The 16,826-nt window shown below is 64.2% G+C and carries 16 protein-coding genes and 1 pseudogene; 1 reads left to right on the top strand and 16 read right to left on the bottom strand.

Annotated features, from left to right (window positions below; translation table 11 throughout):
* Positions 1 to 85 precede the first annotated feature (85 nt).
* The 15 genes and pseudogenes from nuoN to ndhC all read right to left on the bottom strand — a co-directional run bounded on the left by nuoN (position 86) and on the right by ndhC (position 15,355).
* Positions 86 to 1,522, bottom strand: coding sequence for an NADH-quinone oxidoreductase subunit NuoN (gene nuoN, locus C7I55_RS14565; protein ID WP_106513685.1), 1,437 nt, complete (start codon positions 1,520 to 1,522; stop codon positions 86 to 88).
* Positions 1,522 to 3,060, bottom strand: coding sequence for an NADH-quinone oxidoreductase subunit M (locus tag C7I55_RS14560; protein WP_106513684.1), 1,539 nt, complete (start codon positions 3,058 to 3,060; stop codon positions 1,522 to 1,524). Before C7I55_RS14560 ends, nuoN begins: the two co-directional genes overlap by 1 nt.
* Entirely contained in the window at positions 3,057 to 5,132 is a 2,076-nt protein-coding gene (gene nuoL / locus C7I55_RS14555; RefSeq protein WP_233222215.1) for an NADH-quinone oxidoreductase subunit L, read from the bottom strand. Before nuoL ends, C7I55_RS14560 begins: the two co-directional genes overlap by 4 nt.
* 7 nt (positions 5,133 to 5,139) lie before the next feature.
* Positions 5,140 to 5,445 carry an NADH-quinone oxidoreductase subunit NuoK gene (nuoK, locus tag C7I55_RS14550; RefSeq protein ID WP_106513683.1) on the bottom strand — a complete coding sequence of 102 codons (306 nt, stop codon included), beginning with the start codon at positions 5,443 to 5,445 and terminating at the stop codon, positions 5,140 to 5,142.
* A complete protein-coding gene (locus tag C7I55_RS14545) occupies positions 5,442 to 6,050 on the bottom strand; it encodes an NADH-quinone oxidoreductase subunit J (protein ID WP_106513682.1) in 609 nt (202 codons plus the stop codon). The genes nuoK and C7I55_RS14545 overlap by 4 nt, the downstream gene beginning before the upstream one ends.
* Positions 6,051 to 6,083: 33 nt before the next feature.
* Complete coding sequence (nuoI, locus tag C7I55_RS14540; RefSeq protein WP_106513681.1) at positions 6,084 to 6,566, bottom strand: NADH-quinone oxidoreductase subunit NuoI; 483 nt, start codon at positions 6,564 to 6,566, stop codon at positions 6,084 to 6,086.
* Positions 6,563 to 7,726, bottom strand: a complete 1,164-nt coding sequence (gene nuoH / locus C7I55_RS14535; protein ID WP_106513680.1) for an NADH-quinone oxidoreductase subunit NuoH — start codon at positions 7,724 to 7,726, stop codon at positions 6,563 to 6,565. The genes nuoI and nuoH overlap by 4 nt, the downstream gene beginning before the upstream one ends.
* A 113-nt stretch (positions 7,727 to 7,839) precedes the next feature.
* Positions 7,840 to 9,849 (bottom strand): NADH-quinone oxidoreductase subunit NuoG, encoded by a 2,010-nt coding sequence (nuoG, locus tag C7I55_RS14530; protein ID WP_106513679.1) that lies wholly within the window; start codon positions 9,847 to 9,849, stop codon positions 7,840 to 7,842.
* Between the two features lie 10 nt (positions 9,850 to 9,859).
* On the bottom strand, positions 9,860 to 10,543 hold the full coding sequence (locus C7I55_RS14525; protein WP_106513678.1) for a hypothetical protein: 684 nt from the start codon (positions 10,541 to 10,543) through the stop codon (positions 9,860 to 9,862).
* A gap of 20 nt (positions 10,544 to 10,563) precedes the next feature.
* Entirely contained in the window at positions 10,564 to 11,865 is a 1,302-nt protein-coding gene (gene nuoF, locus C7I55_RS14520; protein ID WP_106513677.1) for an NADH-quinone oxidoreductase subunit NuoF, read from the bottom strand.
* Positions 11,862 to 12,536 (bottom strand): NADH-quinone oxidoreductase subunit NuoE, encoded by a 675-nt coding sequence (gene nuoE, locus C7I55_RS14515; protein ID WP_106513676.1) that lies wholly within the window; start codon positions 12,534 to 12,536, stop codon positions 11,862 to 11,864. Before nuoE ends, nuoF begins: the two co-directional genes overlap by 4 nt.
* The gene (locus C7I55_RS14510) at positions 12,536 to 13,750 is read right to left on the bottom strand and encodes an NADH-quinone oxidoreductase subunit D (protein WP_199192844.1); all 1,215 of its coding nucleotides are present in this window, start codon (positions 13,748 to 13,750) and stop codon (positions 12,536 to 12,538) included. Before C7I55_RS14510 ends, nuoE begins: the two co-directional genes overlap by 1 nt.
* A gap of 35 nt (positions 13,751 to 13,785) precedes the next feature.
* Positions 13,786 to 14,427 (bottom strand): annotated as a pseudogene (locus C7I55_RS14505) (NADH-quinone oxidoreductase subunit C); the annotation flags it as partial.
* A 5-nt stretch (positions 14,428 to 14,432) separates the two neighbouring features.
* Positions 14,433 to 14,987 carry a NuoB/complex I 20 kDa subunit family protein gene (locus C7I55_RS14500; protein ID WP_106513674.1) on the bottom strand — a complete coding sequence of 185 codons (555 nt, stop codon included), beginning with the start codon at positions 14,985 to 14,987 and terminating at the stop codon, positions 14,433 to 14,435.
* Positions 14,978 to 15,355, bottom strand: a complete 378-nt coding sequence (gene ndhC, locus C7I55_RS14495) for an NADH-quinone oxidoreductase subunit A (protein WP_106513673.1) — start codon at positions 15,353 to 15,355, stop codon at positions 14,978 to 14,980. Before ndhC ends, C7I55_RS14500 begins: the two co-directional genes overlap by 10 nt.
* A gap of 132 nt (positions 15,356 to 15,487) precedes the next feature.
* Between ndhC and C7I55_RS14490 the strand changes: the two genes are divergently transcribed.
* Positions 15,488 to 15,961 carry a YbjN domain-containing protein gene (locus C7I55_RS14490; RefSeq protein ID WP_106513672.1) on the top strand — a complete coding sequence of 158 codons (474 nt, stop codon included), beginning with the start codon at positions 15,488 to 15,490 and terminating at the stop codon, positions 15,959 to 15,961.
* A 45-nt stretch (positions 15,962 to 16,006) separates the two neighbouring features.
* On the opposite strand, the gene C7I55_RS14485 is transcribed toward C7I55_RS14490, so the two are convergent.
* Positions 16,007 to 16,825: an inositol monophosphatase family protein gene (locus C7I55_RS14485; protein WP_106513671.1), complete on the bottom strand. Its 819-nt coding sequence runs from the start codon at positions 16,823 to 16,825 to the stop codon at positions 16,007 to 16,009.
* Between the last annotated feature and the right edge of the window lies 1 nt (position 16,826).

Raw genomic sequence — 16,826 nt, 5'->3', positions numbered from 1 at the left:
GCGCCGAATAGCCACCGTTCCTGGGGCTGAAAAGCACCAGTCCCGCGAAGAAGAAGAGCGGCGGGTTCCCCCGCCGCCCTGTCGGTCAGAAGAGCGCGCTGGCCGCGTTGTCGGCCAAAGGCTGGATCAAGGGGATTGCAAGGTAGCCGAGCGGGGACACGAACAGGGCGGCAGCCGCGATCAGGATCGTCTGCGGCACGTCGGCAGTGGGACCATAAGCCGGGGCCGGCTCGTCGAAATACATCGTCTTGACGATCTTCAGATAGTAGAAGGCGCTGATCGCCGACGTCACGATGCCGACCGCCGCCAGCCAGGTGAGATCGGCGCGGACCGCCGCATCGAACACCAGGAATTTCGGCCAGAAGCCGAACAGCGGCGGAATGCCGGCAAGGCTGAACATGAAGATCGCCATCGCCGCGGCGAGCGGCTTGTTCGTGCGTGACAGTCCGGAGAGCGAGGCGATGGTCTCCACCGGCTCGCCCGCCTCGTCGCGCATGCGCAGAACGATCAGGAACGAACCGACCGTCATGGCGACATAGACCGCCATGTAGAACAAGATCGCGGAGACGCCTTCGCGGTTGGCGGCGGCGAGGCCGATCAGCGCGAAGCCGACATTGTTGATCGATGAATAGGCCAGCAGGCGCTTGATGTTCGGCTGTCCGATCGCGGCGACACCGCCGAGGATCGTCGAGGCAAGCGCCATGAAGATCACGATCTGCCGCCATTCGAACGTCGCCGGACCCATGCCCTCGATCGCCACCCGGGTGAGCAGCGCCATCGCCGCGACCTTGGGCGCCGACGCGAAGAAGGCCGTGACTGGGGTCGGGGCACCTTCGTAGACGTCCGGAGTCCACATGTGGAACGGCACGGCCGACACCTTGAAGGCGATTCCGGCGAGCACGAAGACGATGCCGAACAGCTCGCCCGTGGACACCCCGTCATTCTGAAGCGCTACCGAGACGTCGCCGAACAGGGTCGAGCCGGTGAAGCCGTAAAGGAGGGAAACGCCATAGAGCAGGATGCCCGAGGCAAGCGCGCCCAGCACGAAATATTTGAGGCCGGCTTCGGCCGAGCGATTGTCGGTCCGCTGGAACGAGGCGAGCACATAGGCCGCAAGGCTCTGCAGCTCGAGGCCGACATACAGGGTCAGGAGGTCGCCGGCGGAGACCATCATGCCCATGCCGATGCTCGAAAGCAGGATCAGCACCGGATATTCGGCGCGATAGTCACCGGCACGGCCGAACCAGCCATTGGCGGCGACCAGGGCCGCCGCGGCGGCGATATAGACCAGCACCTTGGCAAACGCGGCGAAGCTGTCGGCGACGAACAGTCCGTCGAACGCAACGCCGCCGGCCGTGGCGATTCCCGGGACCCAGGCCGCAGCGAGCGCAAGCACGCCAATCGCGGCCCAGGTGATGGTGCGGGCGTGACGATCGCCGGCGAATGCGGCAGCCAGCATCAGCACGATCGCGCCGACGGTGAGAATGATCTCAGGCAGAGTGAGCGCAAGCGACTCGCCCATCAGTGATGCGCTCCTTCAGCGGCAGTTTCGTGCGCCGCAGAGGCGGCCGGTACGTTGGAAGATTTGGCGAGGTGGGCGTCGCCCGATGGTGCGGCACGCTCGACGCGGGCCATCAGCAGGCCGACGTCGTTGCGCATCGGCGCCAGGAAGCTTTCCGGATAGATACCCATCCAGAGAACCACCGCGGCAATCGCTCCCAGGCTGACGAGCTCGCGCGCGTTCAGATCTGGCATCGCGGCCGCGTCGGGATTGCGGCTCGTGCCGTAAGCGACGCGCCAATAAAGGTAGAGCATGTAGGCGGCGCCGAGGATGATCCCGGTGGTTGCAACCGCACCGACAAGGCTGCTCGCGCGGTAGGATCCGATCAGGCTCAGGAACTCACCGACGAAGCCGCCGGTGCCCGGCAGACCGACCGAAGCCATGGTGAACAGCAGGAACAGCACGGCATAAGCCGGCATGTTGTTGGCAAGCCCGCCATATCGGTCGATCTCGCGGGTGTGCAGCCGATCGTAGATCACGCCGACGCAGAGGAACAAGGCGCCCGAAACGAGACCGTGGCTGAGCATCACGATCAACGCGCCCTCGAGCCCCTGGCGATTGAAGGCGAAGATGCCGATCGTCACGAACGCCATGTGGGCGACCGACGAGTACGCGATCAGCTTCTTCATGTCGTTCTGCACCAGCGCGACGAGCGAGGTGTAGACGATGGCGACCATCGACAGGCCCATTACCAACCAGAAGAACTCGTTCGAGGCTTCCGGGAACATCGGCAGCGAAAAGCGCACGAAGCCGTAACCGCCGAGCTTCAGCAGCACGCCGGCAAGGATCACCGAGCCCGCGGTCGGCGCCTGCACGTGGGCGTCGGGGAGCCAGGTGTGCACCGGCCACATCGGCATCTTGACGGCGAAAGATGCGAAGAAGGCGAGCCACAGCCAGGTCTGTGCCTGCGCCGGGAAATCGGTTGCGAGCAGCTTCGGGATCGAGGTCGTGCCGGCGAAGTTCACCATCCACAGCATCGCGACCAGCATCAGCAGCGAGCCGACCAGCGTGTAGAGGAAGAATTTGTAGGACGCGTAGATCCGGTTCGCACCGCCCCAGATGCCGATGATCAGGAACATCGGGATCAGACCGGCTTCGAAGAAGATGTAGAAGAGGAATATGTCCTGCGCCATGAAGACGCCGATCATCAGCGTCTCCATCAGCAGGAACGCGGCCATATACTCGGGCACGCGCTTCTCGATCGAGGTCCAGCTGGCCACGATGCAGATCGGCATCAGGAACACCGACAGCATGATCAGCATCAATGCGATGCCGTCGATGCCGAGCGCCCATGCGAAGCGCGAGAAGACCGGCGCATATTCGACGAACTGCCATTGAGCGCCGCCGATATCGTAATTGGCCCAGAGGACGATACCGAGCGCGAAATCGATCAGCGTGCCGGCAAGCGCAATCCAGCGCGCTCCGCTCGCCGAGACGAACAGACAGGCCAGCGCGGCGACGAGCGGCACCGCCAGCATCAGCGAGAGAATGCCGGTCATCGTGCCATCGCCCAGGTCGCGGCGGCGGCGAGGCCGAGAAGCATCACCAGCGCATAAGTGTAGAGATAGCCGGATTGAAGCCGCCCGGTGAGAACGTTGCCGCCCTTCACCAGGGCAGCGGCGCCATTCGGGCCGAAGCGGTCGATTGTCGCCTCGTCGCCCTTCTTCCAGAAGATGCGGCCTAGCGCGACGGAGGGCCTCACGAACAGCACGTTATACGCCTCGTCGAAATACCATTTGTTGTAGAAGAAGCGATAGAGGACGCCCCATTGCGCGGTGAAGCGGCCCGGGATCGACGTATCGCGGATGTAAGCGAACCAGGCGATTAGGAAGCCCGCGATCATCACCACGCCCGGCGCGAGCTTCACCCAGAGCGGGACCTCGTGAATCGCGTGCGCAAGATGCTCGTCGAACGCGATGCTGCCGCGCCAGAAATGCTCTCCGCCCTCGACCCCGATAAACGCTTCGTGGAAGACGATGCCAGCGAACACTGCGCCGAGCGAAAGCACGCCGAGCGGCACGAGCATCGACCACGGGCTCTCGTGGGGATGATAGCCGCCAGTGCCTTCCTTCACCGCATGCGCGGGTGTTTCGTGCGGCCGAGTATCGTGGCCAGCATCTTCCGCCGCGGGATCGTCATGATGGTGACCATGATCGTGAAGCGCATGCTGGATATGCTCGGACTGGATCCAGCGGGGGGTGCCAAAGAAGGTGAGGAAGACCAGGCGCCAGCTGTAGAAGCTGGTCAGCAAGGCTGCCACGATCGCGATGACGAAGGCGATCCCGCCGGCGGTGGTGCCGCTGGCGAAGGCGCTCTCGATGATCGCGTCCTTCGAGAAGAAGCCGGCGAAGCCGAAGCTCGGCAGGCCCGCCACCTGGATGATGCCGACGCCGGTGATCGCCAGCGTCCCCAGCGTCATCGCGGTGAAGGTCAGCGGGATGTGCTTACGCAAGCCGCCATAGAAGCGCATGTCCTGCTCGTGATGCATCGCGTGGATCACCGATCCCGCACCGAGGAACAGCAGCGCCTTGAAGAAAGCGTGCGTGAACAGGTGGAACATCGCCGCGCCATAGGCGCCGACGCCCGCGGCGAAGAACATGTAGCCCAATTGCGAGCAGGTCGAATAGGCGATCACGCGCTTGATGTCGTTCTGCACCGTGCCCACCGTCGCCGCGAAGATCGCGGTTGCGGCGCCGACGAAGGTGACGACAGTGAGCGCCGTCTGGCTCTGCTCGAACAGCGGCGACAGCCGACAGACCATGAACACGCCCGCGGTGACCATGGTCGCCGCATGGATCAGCGCCGACACCGGCGTCGGGCCTTCCATCGCGTCCGGCAGCCATGTGTGGAGGCCGAGCTGGGCCGATTTGCCCATCGCGCCGATGAACAGCAGAATGCAGATCAGGGTCAGCGTATCGATCCGCAGGCCGAGAAAGCCGATCGTCGATCCGCCGAACGACGGCGCCGCGGCAAGGATCTCGGGGATCGAGACCGTGCCGAACACCAGGAAAGCCGCGAAGATGCCGAGGCTGAACCCGAAATCGCCGACGCGGTTGACCACGAACGCCTTCATCGCCGCGGCGTTGGCCGACGGCTTGTGATACCAGAAGCCGATCAGCAGGTAGGAGGCGAGACCGACCCCTTCCCAGCCGAAGAACATCTGCACCAGATTGTCTGCGGTCACCAGCATCAGCATCGCGAAGGTGAACAGCGACAGATAGGCGAAGAAGCGGGGCTGCGACGGATCCTCCGCCATATAGCCCCAGCTATAGAGGTGGACGAGCGCCGAGACGGTGGTCACCACCACGAGCATGACCGCGGTCAGCGCGTCGACGCGAAGCGACCAATCGACGTTGAGATCGCCGGAATGAATCCAGGAGAGCACGGGGTAGACACCCGGCTCCGCGGCCCCGGCCAGAAAAGCGATGAAGATCGGCCAGGCGAGCGCACACGACGCGAACAAAGCGCCGGTTGTGACGAGCTTCGCGGCGAAATTGCCGATGAAGCGATTGCCGAGGCCCGCGACGATGGCGGCGAGCAGCGGCAGAAAGACGAGGAGCTGTATTTGCACGTCTTGATCAGCCCTTCATCTGATTGATGTCGTCGACGGCGATGGTGCCGCGGCCGCGGAAGTAGATGACGAGAATGGCGAGACCGATCGCGGCTTCGCCCGCCGCGACGGTGAGCACGAACATCGCGAAGACCTGGCCGACCATGTCGCCGAGGAAGGCGGAGAAGGCGACGAGATTGATGTTCACCGACAGCAGGATCAGCTCGATCGCCATCAGGATGACGATCACGTTCTTGCGGTTGATGAAGATGCCGAACACGCCCAGCACGAACAGGATCGCGCCGACGGTGAGATAATGGCCTAACCCGATCACAGCTCGACTCCCTGGCCGACGCCCGGATGCATGTTGACGACGGCATCTTCCGGACGGCGGCGGACCTGATCCGACACGCGCTGAGGACGGACGTCGCTGCGCTGGCGGTGAGTCAGCACGATCGCGCCGATCATCGCGACCAGCAGGACGAGACCGGCCGCCTCGAAGATGTAGACGTAGCGCGTGTAGAGCGCTCGGCCGAGCAGCTCGATGTTGGACACGTCCTGCATCGTCGGCGAGGCTTTCGGGGCAACGATCGTCCCGGCATTCCAGGCCGCAAGCGCGAACACGATCTCGGCCAGCAGCACCAGCGCCAGCAGGGTCGCGAACGGCCAGTAGCGGGCGACGCCGGCGCGCAGCTCCGCGAAGTCGACGTCGAGCATCATCACGACGAACAGGAACAGCACCGCGACGGCACCGACATAGACGATGACGAGCAGCATCGCGATGAACTCGGCCCCAAGGATGAGGAAGAGCCCGGCGGCGTTGAAGAAGGCCAGGATCAGCCAGAGCACGCTGTGCACCGGGTTCCTGGCGCCGATCGTCAGCACCCCGCTGGCGATGACGATCGCCGCGAACAGGTAAAAGGCGAAGGCTTGGATCACGTTCTTGTCGGGCCCTTCAGATTCGGGGGCGGATTAGCGGTAGGGTGCATCGGCGGCAAGGTTCGCGGCCAGAGCCCGCTCCCACTTGTCGCCATTCTCGAGCAGCTTCGCCTTGTCGTAGAGAAGCTCCTCGCGGCTCTCGACCGCGAATTCGAAATTCGGCCCCTCGACGATAGCGTCGACCGGGCAGGCTTCCTGGCAAAGGCCGCAATAGATGCACTTCACCATGTCGATGTCGTAGCGCGTGGTGCGGCGGCTGCCGTCCTCGCGCGGTTCGGCTTCGATCGTGATCGCAAGCGCCGGGCAGACCGCTTCGCACAGCTTGCAGGCGATGCAGCGTTCTTCCCCGTTCGGGTAGCGGCGCAGCGCGTGCTCGCCGCGGAAGCGCGGGCTGATCGGGTTCTTCTCGAACGGGTAGTTGATCGTCGCCTTGGGCTTGAAGAAATATTTCAAGGTCAGCCAGTGCGCCTTCACGAACTCCCAGAGCGTGAACGACTTAATGTAATGGGCGATCATTGGTGATCTCCAGCCGCGCGGTCGCGGCCTCCGAGGTTCGGCATGTGGCTGCGGCAGGACGGCATGAAACGATCGGCCTCATCGTCGGTGCGGATCGAGGCAAGCGCGCCCGCGTCGGTCGGGCATTGCGCCTTGGTGGCGAGCAGATAGCCCGAAACCAGGAACACCCACAGCAGCGAGATGGGCAGGAAGATCTTCCAGCCGAGCCGCATCAGCTGGTCGTAACGGAACCGCGGCACGGTCGCCTTCACCCAGCTGAACACGAAGAAGAAGAACAGGATCTTGGCGAAGAACCAGATGATCCCCGGCACGTAATAGAGCGGCGCCCAGTCGACCGGCGGCAGCCATCCGCCCCAGAACAGCACCGCGGTCATGCCGCACATCAGCAGCACGTTGCCATATTCGCCGAGCCAGAACAGCGCGAAGCTCATCGAGCTGTACTCGGTCTGGTAGCCGGCGACGAGCTCCGATTCCGCCTCGGTCAGGTCGAACGGCGCGCGCGCCGTCTCGGCCATCGCCGAGATCAGGAAGATGATCGACAGCGGGAACAGCAGCGGATTGAACGCAAAGCCGTTCAAGAAGAAGACGTGGCTGCGCTGCGCCTCAATGACGTCTGACAGGTTGAACGAGCCGGTCCACAGGATCACCGGGATCAGCACGAAGCCGACCGAGACCTCGTAGCTCACCATCTGCGCGGCCGCGCGCAACGCCGAGTAGAAGGGGTATTTGGAGTTGGACGCCCATCCGGCGATGATCACGCCGTAGACGCCGAGCGACGATACCGCGAGCATGTAGAGCAGGCCGACATTGATGTCCGCCAGCACCATGCCGTCGCCGAACGGCACCACTGCCCAGCCGATCAGCGCCACCGTGAAGGTGAGGATCGGTGCGATGATGAACAGGCCGCGATTGGCGCCCGACGGGATGATCGTCTCTTTCAGGAAGACCTTGAGGCCGTCGGCGAAGCTCTGCAGCAGCCCGAACGGTCCGACCACGTTGGGGCCGCGGCGCAGCGCCATCGCCGCCCAGATCTTGCGATCCGCGTAAATGATCATCGCCACCGCGAGCATCAGTGGCAGTGCGATCAGGAGAACGAGAATGAGGGTCGCGACGAACCAGCCGAAGCCGTAGCCGAGAAGTCCCTGAAACCAAGCAGTCATCGTTTACTCCGTCATCCCGGCACGCGCCGGAATTCCAGGACAAGAAGTCGGTGCGGCCTCCACGAGACCCCGGCAATCGCCAGGATGACGGGTGAAATGGTCTGAAAGCGGCATCATTCCGCCGCCTCCTCGAACACCTGGCCGTGCAGGATCTCGGCCGAGCAGCGCTGCAGGGTCGGTGACGACCGCGCGATCGGGTTGGTCAGATAGAAATCCTCGATCGGATAGACGATCTCGCCCGTGACCGAAGACCCCGCCCCTGCTCCGCCAGCCACTGCCGGGAACACCGTGAGGCCCGGCTGTCCGAGATGCGGGAACTCGGCGGCGATCGCGCTGCGGAGCTGGCCGAGATCGTCGAACGGCAGCGTCTTGCCGACTTCGTCGGACAGCGCCCGCAGGATCGTCCAATCCTCGCGCGCCTCGCCCGGCGCGTGAACCGCGGATTCGGAAAATTGCACCCGCCCCTCGAGGTTCACGTAGGTGCCATGCTTCTCGGTATAGGCGGCGGCCGGCAGGATCACGTCGGCGTGGCGCACGCCGCGATCGCCGTGGGTGCCGATATAGACGGTGAAGGTGTCGGCGAAGGCCGACGTATCCATTTCGTCGGCGCCGAGCAGGAACAGCGCCTTGAGGCCCCCTGCCCGCGCCCGGATCGCATCGACGCCGCCGTCGGTGGCAAAGCCTAGGTCGAGCGCGCCGACGCGGGCGGCAGCGGTGTGCAGCATGTTGAAGCTGGCGCCGAGCGCGGCCGCGGCAGCCCGCGCCGCCTCGTACCCGCCCTCATGGACGAGCGCGCCCATTCCGACGATGACGGCCGCATTCTCCTTGTCAGAGAACGTGTCGCGCACCTCCTGCGGCAGATTGCCGAGGGCGGAGAGATCGCTGCCGAGATCGATGACCGGATAGGTGAGATCGACCGGCGGACCGATCCGGAACACCCGCGCCCCGGCCTTGACGGCCTTGCGGAGCCTTGTGTTGACCAGCGGCGCTTCCCAGCGCGGATTGGTGCCGATCAGCAGGATCGCCGGAGCCGTCTCGATGCCGGCGATGGTCGCGTTGAAGCGATAGGCAGCCGGGCTCGAAACGTCGAATCGGGCGCCGTCCTGGCGGCTTTCGTGGAGGCTGGAGCCATAAGCGCGCAGCAACTGCTTCAGCGCATAGATGGATTCCAGATCCTGGAGATCGCCGGCAATCGCCGCGACCTGGTCGCCGGTCGCGCCGTCGAGCTGTGCCGCGATCGCTTGGAACGCCTCGGCCCAGGTCGCCGGCTGGAGCTTGCCTTCGCGGCGGATCCACGGCCGGTCCAGCCGGCGGCGGACGAGGCCATCGACGGCATGCCGGGTCTTGTCGTGCGCCCACTCCTCGTTGACGTCTTCGTTAAGGCGGGGAAGCGCACGCATGACTTCGCGGAAGCGGTGATCGATGCGGATGTTGGTGCCGACCGCGTCCATCACGTCGATGCCGGGAATCTTGCGCAGCTCCCACGGGCGCGCCTCGAAGCTGTAGGGCTTGGAGACGAGCGCACCGACGGGACAGAGATCGACGACGTTGCCGGAAAGCTCCGACGTGACGGCACCTTCCAGATAGGAGGTGATCTGCATGTTCTCGCCGCGGCCGACCGCGCCGATCTCCTCGACTCCGGCGACTTCCTCGGCGAAGCGGACGCAGCGCGTGCACTGGATGCAACGCGTCATCACCGTCTTGACGACGGGCCCCATATATTTCTCGGTCACCGCGCGCTTGTTCTCGTGGAAGCGCGAGTGGCCGCGGCCATAAGCGATCGATTGATCCTGCAGATCGCACTCGCCGCCCTGATCGCAGATCGGGCAATCGAGCGGATGGTTGATCAGCAGGAACTCCATCACGCCTTCGCGCGCCTTCTTGACGTCCGGGGTCATGGTCGAGATTTCCTGGCCTTCCGCGGCCGGCAATGCGCACGACGCCTGCGGCTTGGGCGGCCCGGGCTTCACCTCGACCAGGCACATCCGGCAATTGCCGGCGATCGAGAGGCGCTCGTGATAGCAGAAGCGCGGGATTTCCTTACCGGCGAGCTCGCACGCCTGCAGGACGGTCGCGCCCTGCGGAACCTCGATCTCTACGCCGTCGACTTTGACCTTGGGCATGCTGTTCTCGTTATCGCTGCGCAGCGGCCGCGGTTGCGGGCGCGTCGGACAGAATGTGATGAACTGGCTCCGCGATAACTTCGCGGATCGTGGGAACGGTGAGCGTGAGCTTGACGTCGGCCGTGAGGCACGGCCCGAGCACGGGCTTCAGCCGTGCGATCGCTCCCCGCTCCGCAGGGCTGCCAGGCTCGGCCGCAAGCAGGCCAAGGGCATCGCCCCAGGCCCTTGTTGCAATACAATGGCCGAAATCCTGGACAGCGATTGACGTCGCATCGATCTTCTCTCCAGCCGGTTGCGCCGCAATCGCCGCAGCGAACCACGGAGCAACGTCCCTCGCAGGCCCCTGCCCGGCAGTTCGGAGTTCCTTGCGCACGTAGGCGAGCGCAACCGGACGGCGCAAAGTTGCCGGTTTGAAACCGATTTGCTTACCGTCCATGACCAAAGCCGGTGAGTCCAGACATGTCGACATGTCTTCTGTCATGCCCTTGATCAGCGCCCTTTCGGCAACGCTGCCAGGCAGAAGTCCAAGCCACCTGCGTACGAATCCCGGCTGACGATCGACCACGCATTCCGCGATCTGATTGATGAGAACCGGGCCGTCCTTCTGCTCGGCTTCTCGGCCGATGCGCGTGCCGAGGCGCTGCGCGACCCCGACCGAGGACGTCGCCAAAAGCATCCCGCCAAGTGCAAACATCAGAAGGGCACGAGGCCGTGTCACTCCGCGGCCTCCAGCTGACCCTGACGCGCGATGATCCGCCGCTCGAGTTCCGGGCGGAAATGCCGGATGAGGCCCTGGATCGGCCAGGCCGCGGCGTCGCCCAGTGCGCAGATGGTGTGGCCCTCGACCTGCTTGGTGACGTCCCACAGCATGTCGATCTCGGAAATGTCGGCATTGCCTTCGACGAGGCGCTCCATCACTCGCCACATCCAGCCGGTGCCTTCGCGGCACGGCGTGCACTGACCGCAGCTCTCATGCTTGTAGAAATAGCTGAGGCGGGCGATGGCGCGGACGACGTCGGTCGACTTGTCCATGACGATCACCGCTGCAGTGCCGAGACCGGACTTGAGATCGCGCAGCGCGTCGAAGTCCATCGGCGCGTCGATAATCTCGTTCGCCGGCACCAGCGGCACCGACGATCCGCCGGGGATCACCGCGAGGAGATTGTCCCACCCGCCGCGGATGCCGCCGGCGTGGCGGTCGATCAGCTCGCGGAACGAGATCGACATCGTCTCCTCGACGACGCACGGCTTGTTCACATGGCCGGAAATCTGGAAGAGCTTGGTGCCCTCGTTCTTCTCGCGGCCGAAGCTCTTGAACCATGCGGCGCCGCGACGGAGGATGGTCGGCGTGACCGCGATCGATTCGACGTTGTTGACGGTGGTCGGGCAGCCGTAGAGGCCGGCGCCGGCCGGGAATGGCGGCTTCAGCCGCGGCATGCCCTTCTTGCCTTCGAGGCTCTCGAGCATCGCGGTCTCTTCGCCGCAAATATAGGCCCCTGCCCCGCGGTGGACGAAGACGTCGAAATCATAGCCTGAACCGGCGGCATTCTTGCCGAGCAGGCCGGCATCATAGGCCTGCTGTACGGCGGCGAACAGCGTCTCCGCCTCGCGGATGAACTCGCCGCGAATGTAGATATAGGCCGCGCGCGCGCGCATCGCGAAGCCGGCGATCAGCGCGCCTTCGATCAGCTTGTGCGGATCGTGGCGGATGATCTCGCGGTCCTTGCACGATCCGGGCTCGGATTCGTCGGCGTTGATCACCAGGAAATTAGGGCGACCGGGAGTCGGCTCCTTGGGCATGAAGCTCCACTTCATGCCGGTCGGGAAGCCGGCGCCACCGCGGCCGCGCAGGCCCGACGCCTTGATCTCGTCGATGATCGCGTCCTGGCCGATCTGCATCAGCCTCGCGGTATTGTCCCAGTCGCCACGCGCCTGGGCGCCCTTCAGGCCCCAATCCTGGTAGCCGTAAAGATTGGTGAAGATGCGGTCCTTGTCCGCCAGCGGATTGATGGTCACTCCGCTTTCTCCCGGTAATCGTGATTTTCGAGGACCATTTCCTTGAGGCTGGTCGGCCCACCTTCCGGATCGCTGGTGCGCCGGTTGACGCCCTGCGGCCCCGGCGTCGGAGACTCGCCGCGGGCGAGCGCCTCGAGCAACGCAGTGGTGGTCTCGAAGGTCAGGTCTTCGAAATTGTCGTCGTTGATTTGGACCATCGGCGCGTTGGCGCAGGCACCCAGGCACTCAACCTCGTTCAAGGTGAACAGGCCATCGGCCGTGGTCTGGCCCTTGGCGAGGCCCTTGGCCTTGCAGGCTGCGAACACGTCGTCCGATCCGCGCAGCATGCACGGCGTCGTGCCGCAGACCTGGACATGGTAGCGACCGACTGGGCGCAGGTTGAACATCGTGTAGAAGGTCGCGACCTCGTAGGCCCGGATGTAGGGCATATCGAGATGCTTGGCGACATATTCGATCACCGGAACCGGCAGCCAGCCCTGGGTCCGGGTCTCGGCGCCGACCTGTCGCTGGGCGAGATCGAGCAGCGGAATGATCGCGCTGTGCTGGCGTCCCGGCGGGTAGCGGCCGACCACGATCTTCGCCTTGTCGGCATTTTCGGCCGTCCAGGCGAACGAACCCCAACGGGCGCGGAGTTCGTCGATGTCGATGGAGGTGGGAAGGATGTCGGCCATCAGCGGTCGATCTCCCCGAAGACGATGTCGAGCGAGCCGAGAATGGCGGTTACGTCGGCGAGCATATGTCCCTTGCTCATGAAATCCATGGCCTGGAGGTGGCTGAACCCGGTCGGGCGGATCTTCACCCGGTACGGCTTGTTGGTGCCGTCCGAGACGAGATAGATCCCGAACTCGCCCTTGGGGCTTTCGGTGGCCACATAGACTTCGCCGGCCGGAACGTGGAAGCCCTCGGTATAGAGCTTGAAGTGATGGATCAGCGATTCCATCGACTGCTTCATCTCGGCGCGCTTGGGCGGCACGACCTTGCGGTCCAGCGAGGCGATCGGGCCTTCCGGCATGTCGCGGATGCACTGCTTCATGATCCGCACCGACTGGCGAACCTCTTCGACGCGGACCATGAGCCGGTCGTAGCAATCGCCCTTGGTGCCGACCGGGATGTCGAACTCGACCCGGTCATAGGCATCGTAGGGCTGCGACTTGCGCAGGTCCCACGGGATACCCGCGGCGCGGATCATCGGGCCGGAGAAGCCCCAGGCGAGCGCATCTTCCTTCGAGACGATCGAGATGTCGACGTTGCGCTGCTTGAAGATGCGGTTGTCGGCGACCAGGCTGATCGCGTCCTCGAAGATCGGCAGCAGGCCCTTGTCGAGCCAGACATTGACCTCTTCCAGAAAGCCGGCCGGAACATCCTGGTGGACACCGCCGGGCCGAAAATAATTGGCGTGCATCCGGGCGCCGGACACCCGCTCGTAGAAGTTCATGATGTCTTCGCGCGGCTCGAACAACCACAGGTTCGGAGTCATCGCGCCGACGTCCATCACGTGGCTGCCGATGTTGAGCAGGTGGTTCGAGACGCGGGTCAGCTCGGCGAAGAAGGTGCGCAGATATTGCGCGCGCAGCGGCACTTCGATGCCGAGCAGCTTCTCGATCGCGAGAACATAGCTGTGCTCCATGCACATAGGCGACACGTAGTCGAGCCGGTCCATATACGGGATCGACTGGATGTAGGTCTTGTTCTCGCAGAACTTCTCGGTGCCGCGGTGAAGCAGGCCGACGTGCGGATCGACGCGCTCGACAATTTCGCCGTCGAGCTCCAGCACCAGCCGCAGCACGCCGTGCGCGGCTGGATGCTGCGGGCCGAAATTGATCGTGTAATTCGCGATCTTGCTCTCGGTCGCGCCGGAACGGGCGATCTCCTGCGCGTGCGACATCTCTGGGGAGGCGATGGTCATTTCTTGATCTCGTCCGCCTTGAGCGGGGTTGGCGCACCCGGTGCTTCCTGCGCCTTCTCGTCACCCGGGAGGATGTAGGCCGCACCTTCCCACGGGCTGAGGAAGTCGAATGCGCGGAAATCCTGCGGCAGGCGGACCGGCTCGTAGACGACCCTTTTCTGCTCTTCGGAATAGCGCAGCTCGACATAGCCCGAGAGCGGGAAGTCCTTGCGGAACGGGTGGCCGCGGAAGCCGTAATCGGTGAGGATCCGGCGAAGGTCGTTATTGCCCTCGAAAATTACGCCGTACATGTCGAACACTTCGCGCTCGAGCCAGCCTGCGACCGGCCATATTCCGGTCACGGAAGGAACCGCCTTGTCCTCGTCGGTGGTGACGCGAACCCGAATGCGGTGGTTCTTCGTGACCGAAAGCAGGTGATAGACGACCTCGAACCGCTCTTCGCGGCTCGGATAGTCCGCGCCGGCGATTTCCATCAGCTGCTGATAGCCGAAGCGATCGCGAAGCATCGTGCAGACTTCGACGATGCTCTCACGGGCGACCGTGAGCGACACTTCCTGGACGGCATCCTTGGCTTCGATGAGGATGTCGCCGAGCGCGGCGGTCACCTCTTCGATAATGCCGTCGCGCGGCGCGATGCGGGGAGCGGAATTGTTCATGCCGATCAACGCTCGATCGTGCCGACGCGGCGGATCTTCCGCTGCAGCTGCATCACGCCGTACAAAAGGGCTTCCGCCGTCGGCGGGCAACCCGGCACATAGATGTCGACCGGCACGATGCGATCGCAGCCGCGGACCACTGAATAGCTATAATGATAATAGCCGCCGCCATTGGCGCAGCTGCCCATCGAGATCACGTAGCGCGGCTCCGACATCTGGTCGTAGACCCGGCGTAGTGCCGGCGCCATCTTGTTGCAGAGCGTGCCGGCGACGATCATCACGTCCGACTGGCGCGGAGACGCGCGCGGCGCCACGCCGAACCGCTCGAGATCGTAGCGCGGCATGTTGGCGTGGATCATCTCCACGGCGCAGCAGGCGAGCCCGAACGTCATCCACCACAAGGAGCCGGTACGGGCCCATTGGAACAGATCCTCGGTCGAGGTGACGAGAAAGCCCTTGTCGGTGACTTCCGACTGGAGCTCGGTGAAGAACTTCGGGTCCGGCTGCTGGAGATCGGCCGGACGGGCGTTCTCGTGGCGCGGGTCGAGGATCACTCCCATTCGAGCGCTCCCTTCTTCCAGGCATAAATGAAGCCGAGGGTGAGCTCGACGAGGAAAATCATCATCGCGGCCCAGCCGGCAATGCCGATCGAGCCGAGCGACACCGCCCAGGGAAACAGGAAGGCGGCTTCGAGATCGAAGATGATGAACAGGATCGCGACCAGGTAGAAGCGAACGTCAAACTGCGCACGGCTGTCCTCGAACGCCGGAAATCCGCATTCGTATTCGGCAAGCTTGTCCGGATACGGATTGGCGGAACCGGTCAGCTTCGAAACCATCATCGGAAGGACGACAAAGCTGAGCGACAACGCCAGTGCGACGGCAAGGAACAGTAGGATGGGCAGATATTCGGCGGCGGTGGACGCCATCGAGACTCTCCAGGGGGCTAGGTTGCGGCGGCTTCTAGGACAGGGATCGGAGCACCGCAACACTCTTCACCCCCATTGACAGCTTCTCACAGGACGAACAGCCTTGCGGCTTCGAATTGGGGGAAAATCGCAATGAAAACCAAGCTTCTGGCGCTGCTGCTCGTGATCACGTCAAGCGCCGTGCCGGCCGCCGCCCAGATGGTCCAGGCACGCGATCCCGGCAGCATCGTGAGCATCCTCACCGGGCTGGATTATCCGGCGGAACTCGGCAGCGACGGCGCCGGCGATCCGATCATCACCAGCAAGCATGACGGCAGCACCTTCAAGATCCTTTTCTACAATTGCACCAACCACAAGGATTGCGCGACCGTTCAGTTCCACTCGAGCTACGATCTCGACGAGACGCTGTCGCTCGACAAGATCAACGCCTGGAACAAGTCACAGCGTTTCGGCCGCGCCTACCTCGATGGAGAGGGCGATCCGATCATCCAGATGGACGTCGATCTCGATGACGGCGGCATGTCGAAGGCGCTGTTCACCGATAACCTCGAATACTGGACCAGCGTGCTCGACCAGTTCGAGGAGCATATCGGCTATACCGAATGAACCCGGGCGCCCCGAATGGGCGCCCAAGCGCGGCTCCGGCAGGGATCAGGCGCGGAGCGCGCCGGCGACCAGCCGGTGCAGCTTGGAATGAAGCTGGTCGTTGGCGGCCAGCACCTGCCCCTTGGCGATCCCCGCATCGCTGCCGCGGAAATCGGTGACGAAGCCGCCGGCCTCTCGGACCAGCAGGATTCCGGCGGCGAGATCCCAATATTGAAGATCCTCTTCCCAGAAGCCGTCGAACCGTCCGGCGGCGACCCAGGCGAGGTCGAGCGCGGCCGATCCGTTGCGGCGAATCCCGGCGACGTTCGGTGCAACCGCCTCGAGAACGCGCTGGAACCGCGGCAGCTGACCGTGGCCGAAGAACGGAATGCCGGTCGCTATCAGCGAGTCGGCAAGGTCGCGGCGCGACGAGACTCGCAGGCGGCGCTCATTGAGCCAGGTGCCTCTGCCCTTTTCGGCCCAGAAACTCTCGTCGGTCAGCGGTTGATAGACGAGCGCCTGGGTGATTTCGGGCTTGCCACCGGCCCCACGTGGATCTTCGACAGCGATCGAGATCGCGAAATGCGGGATTCCGTGGAGGAAGTTGGTGGTGCCGTCGATCGGGTCGACGATGAAACGCGGCTTGTCGGGGTCGCCCTCGACCGTACCGCCCTCCTCCAGCATCAGGCCCCAGTCGGGGCGGGCATGGCGAAGTTCGTCGACGATCGTCTGCTCGGCATTCTTGTCGGCCATGGAGACGAAGTCGGCCGGTCCCTTGCGGCTGACCTGGAGCTGCTCGACCTCCCCGAAATCGCGCCGCAGCCGCGGCGCGGCCTTGCGGGCAGCGCGCTGCATGACGGTGATGAGGCCGGAGTGGGAAACCATT

The organism is Allosphingosinicella deserti (assembly GCF_003012735.1).
Lineage (GTDB): Bacteria > Pseudomonadota > Alphaproteobacteria > Sphingomonadales > Sphingomonadaceae > Allosphingosinicella > Allosphingosinicella deserti.
Note: the sequence above shows the minus strand (reverse complement) of the source record. Positions and strands in the feature narration are given on the sequence as shown.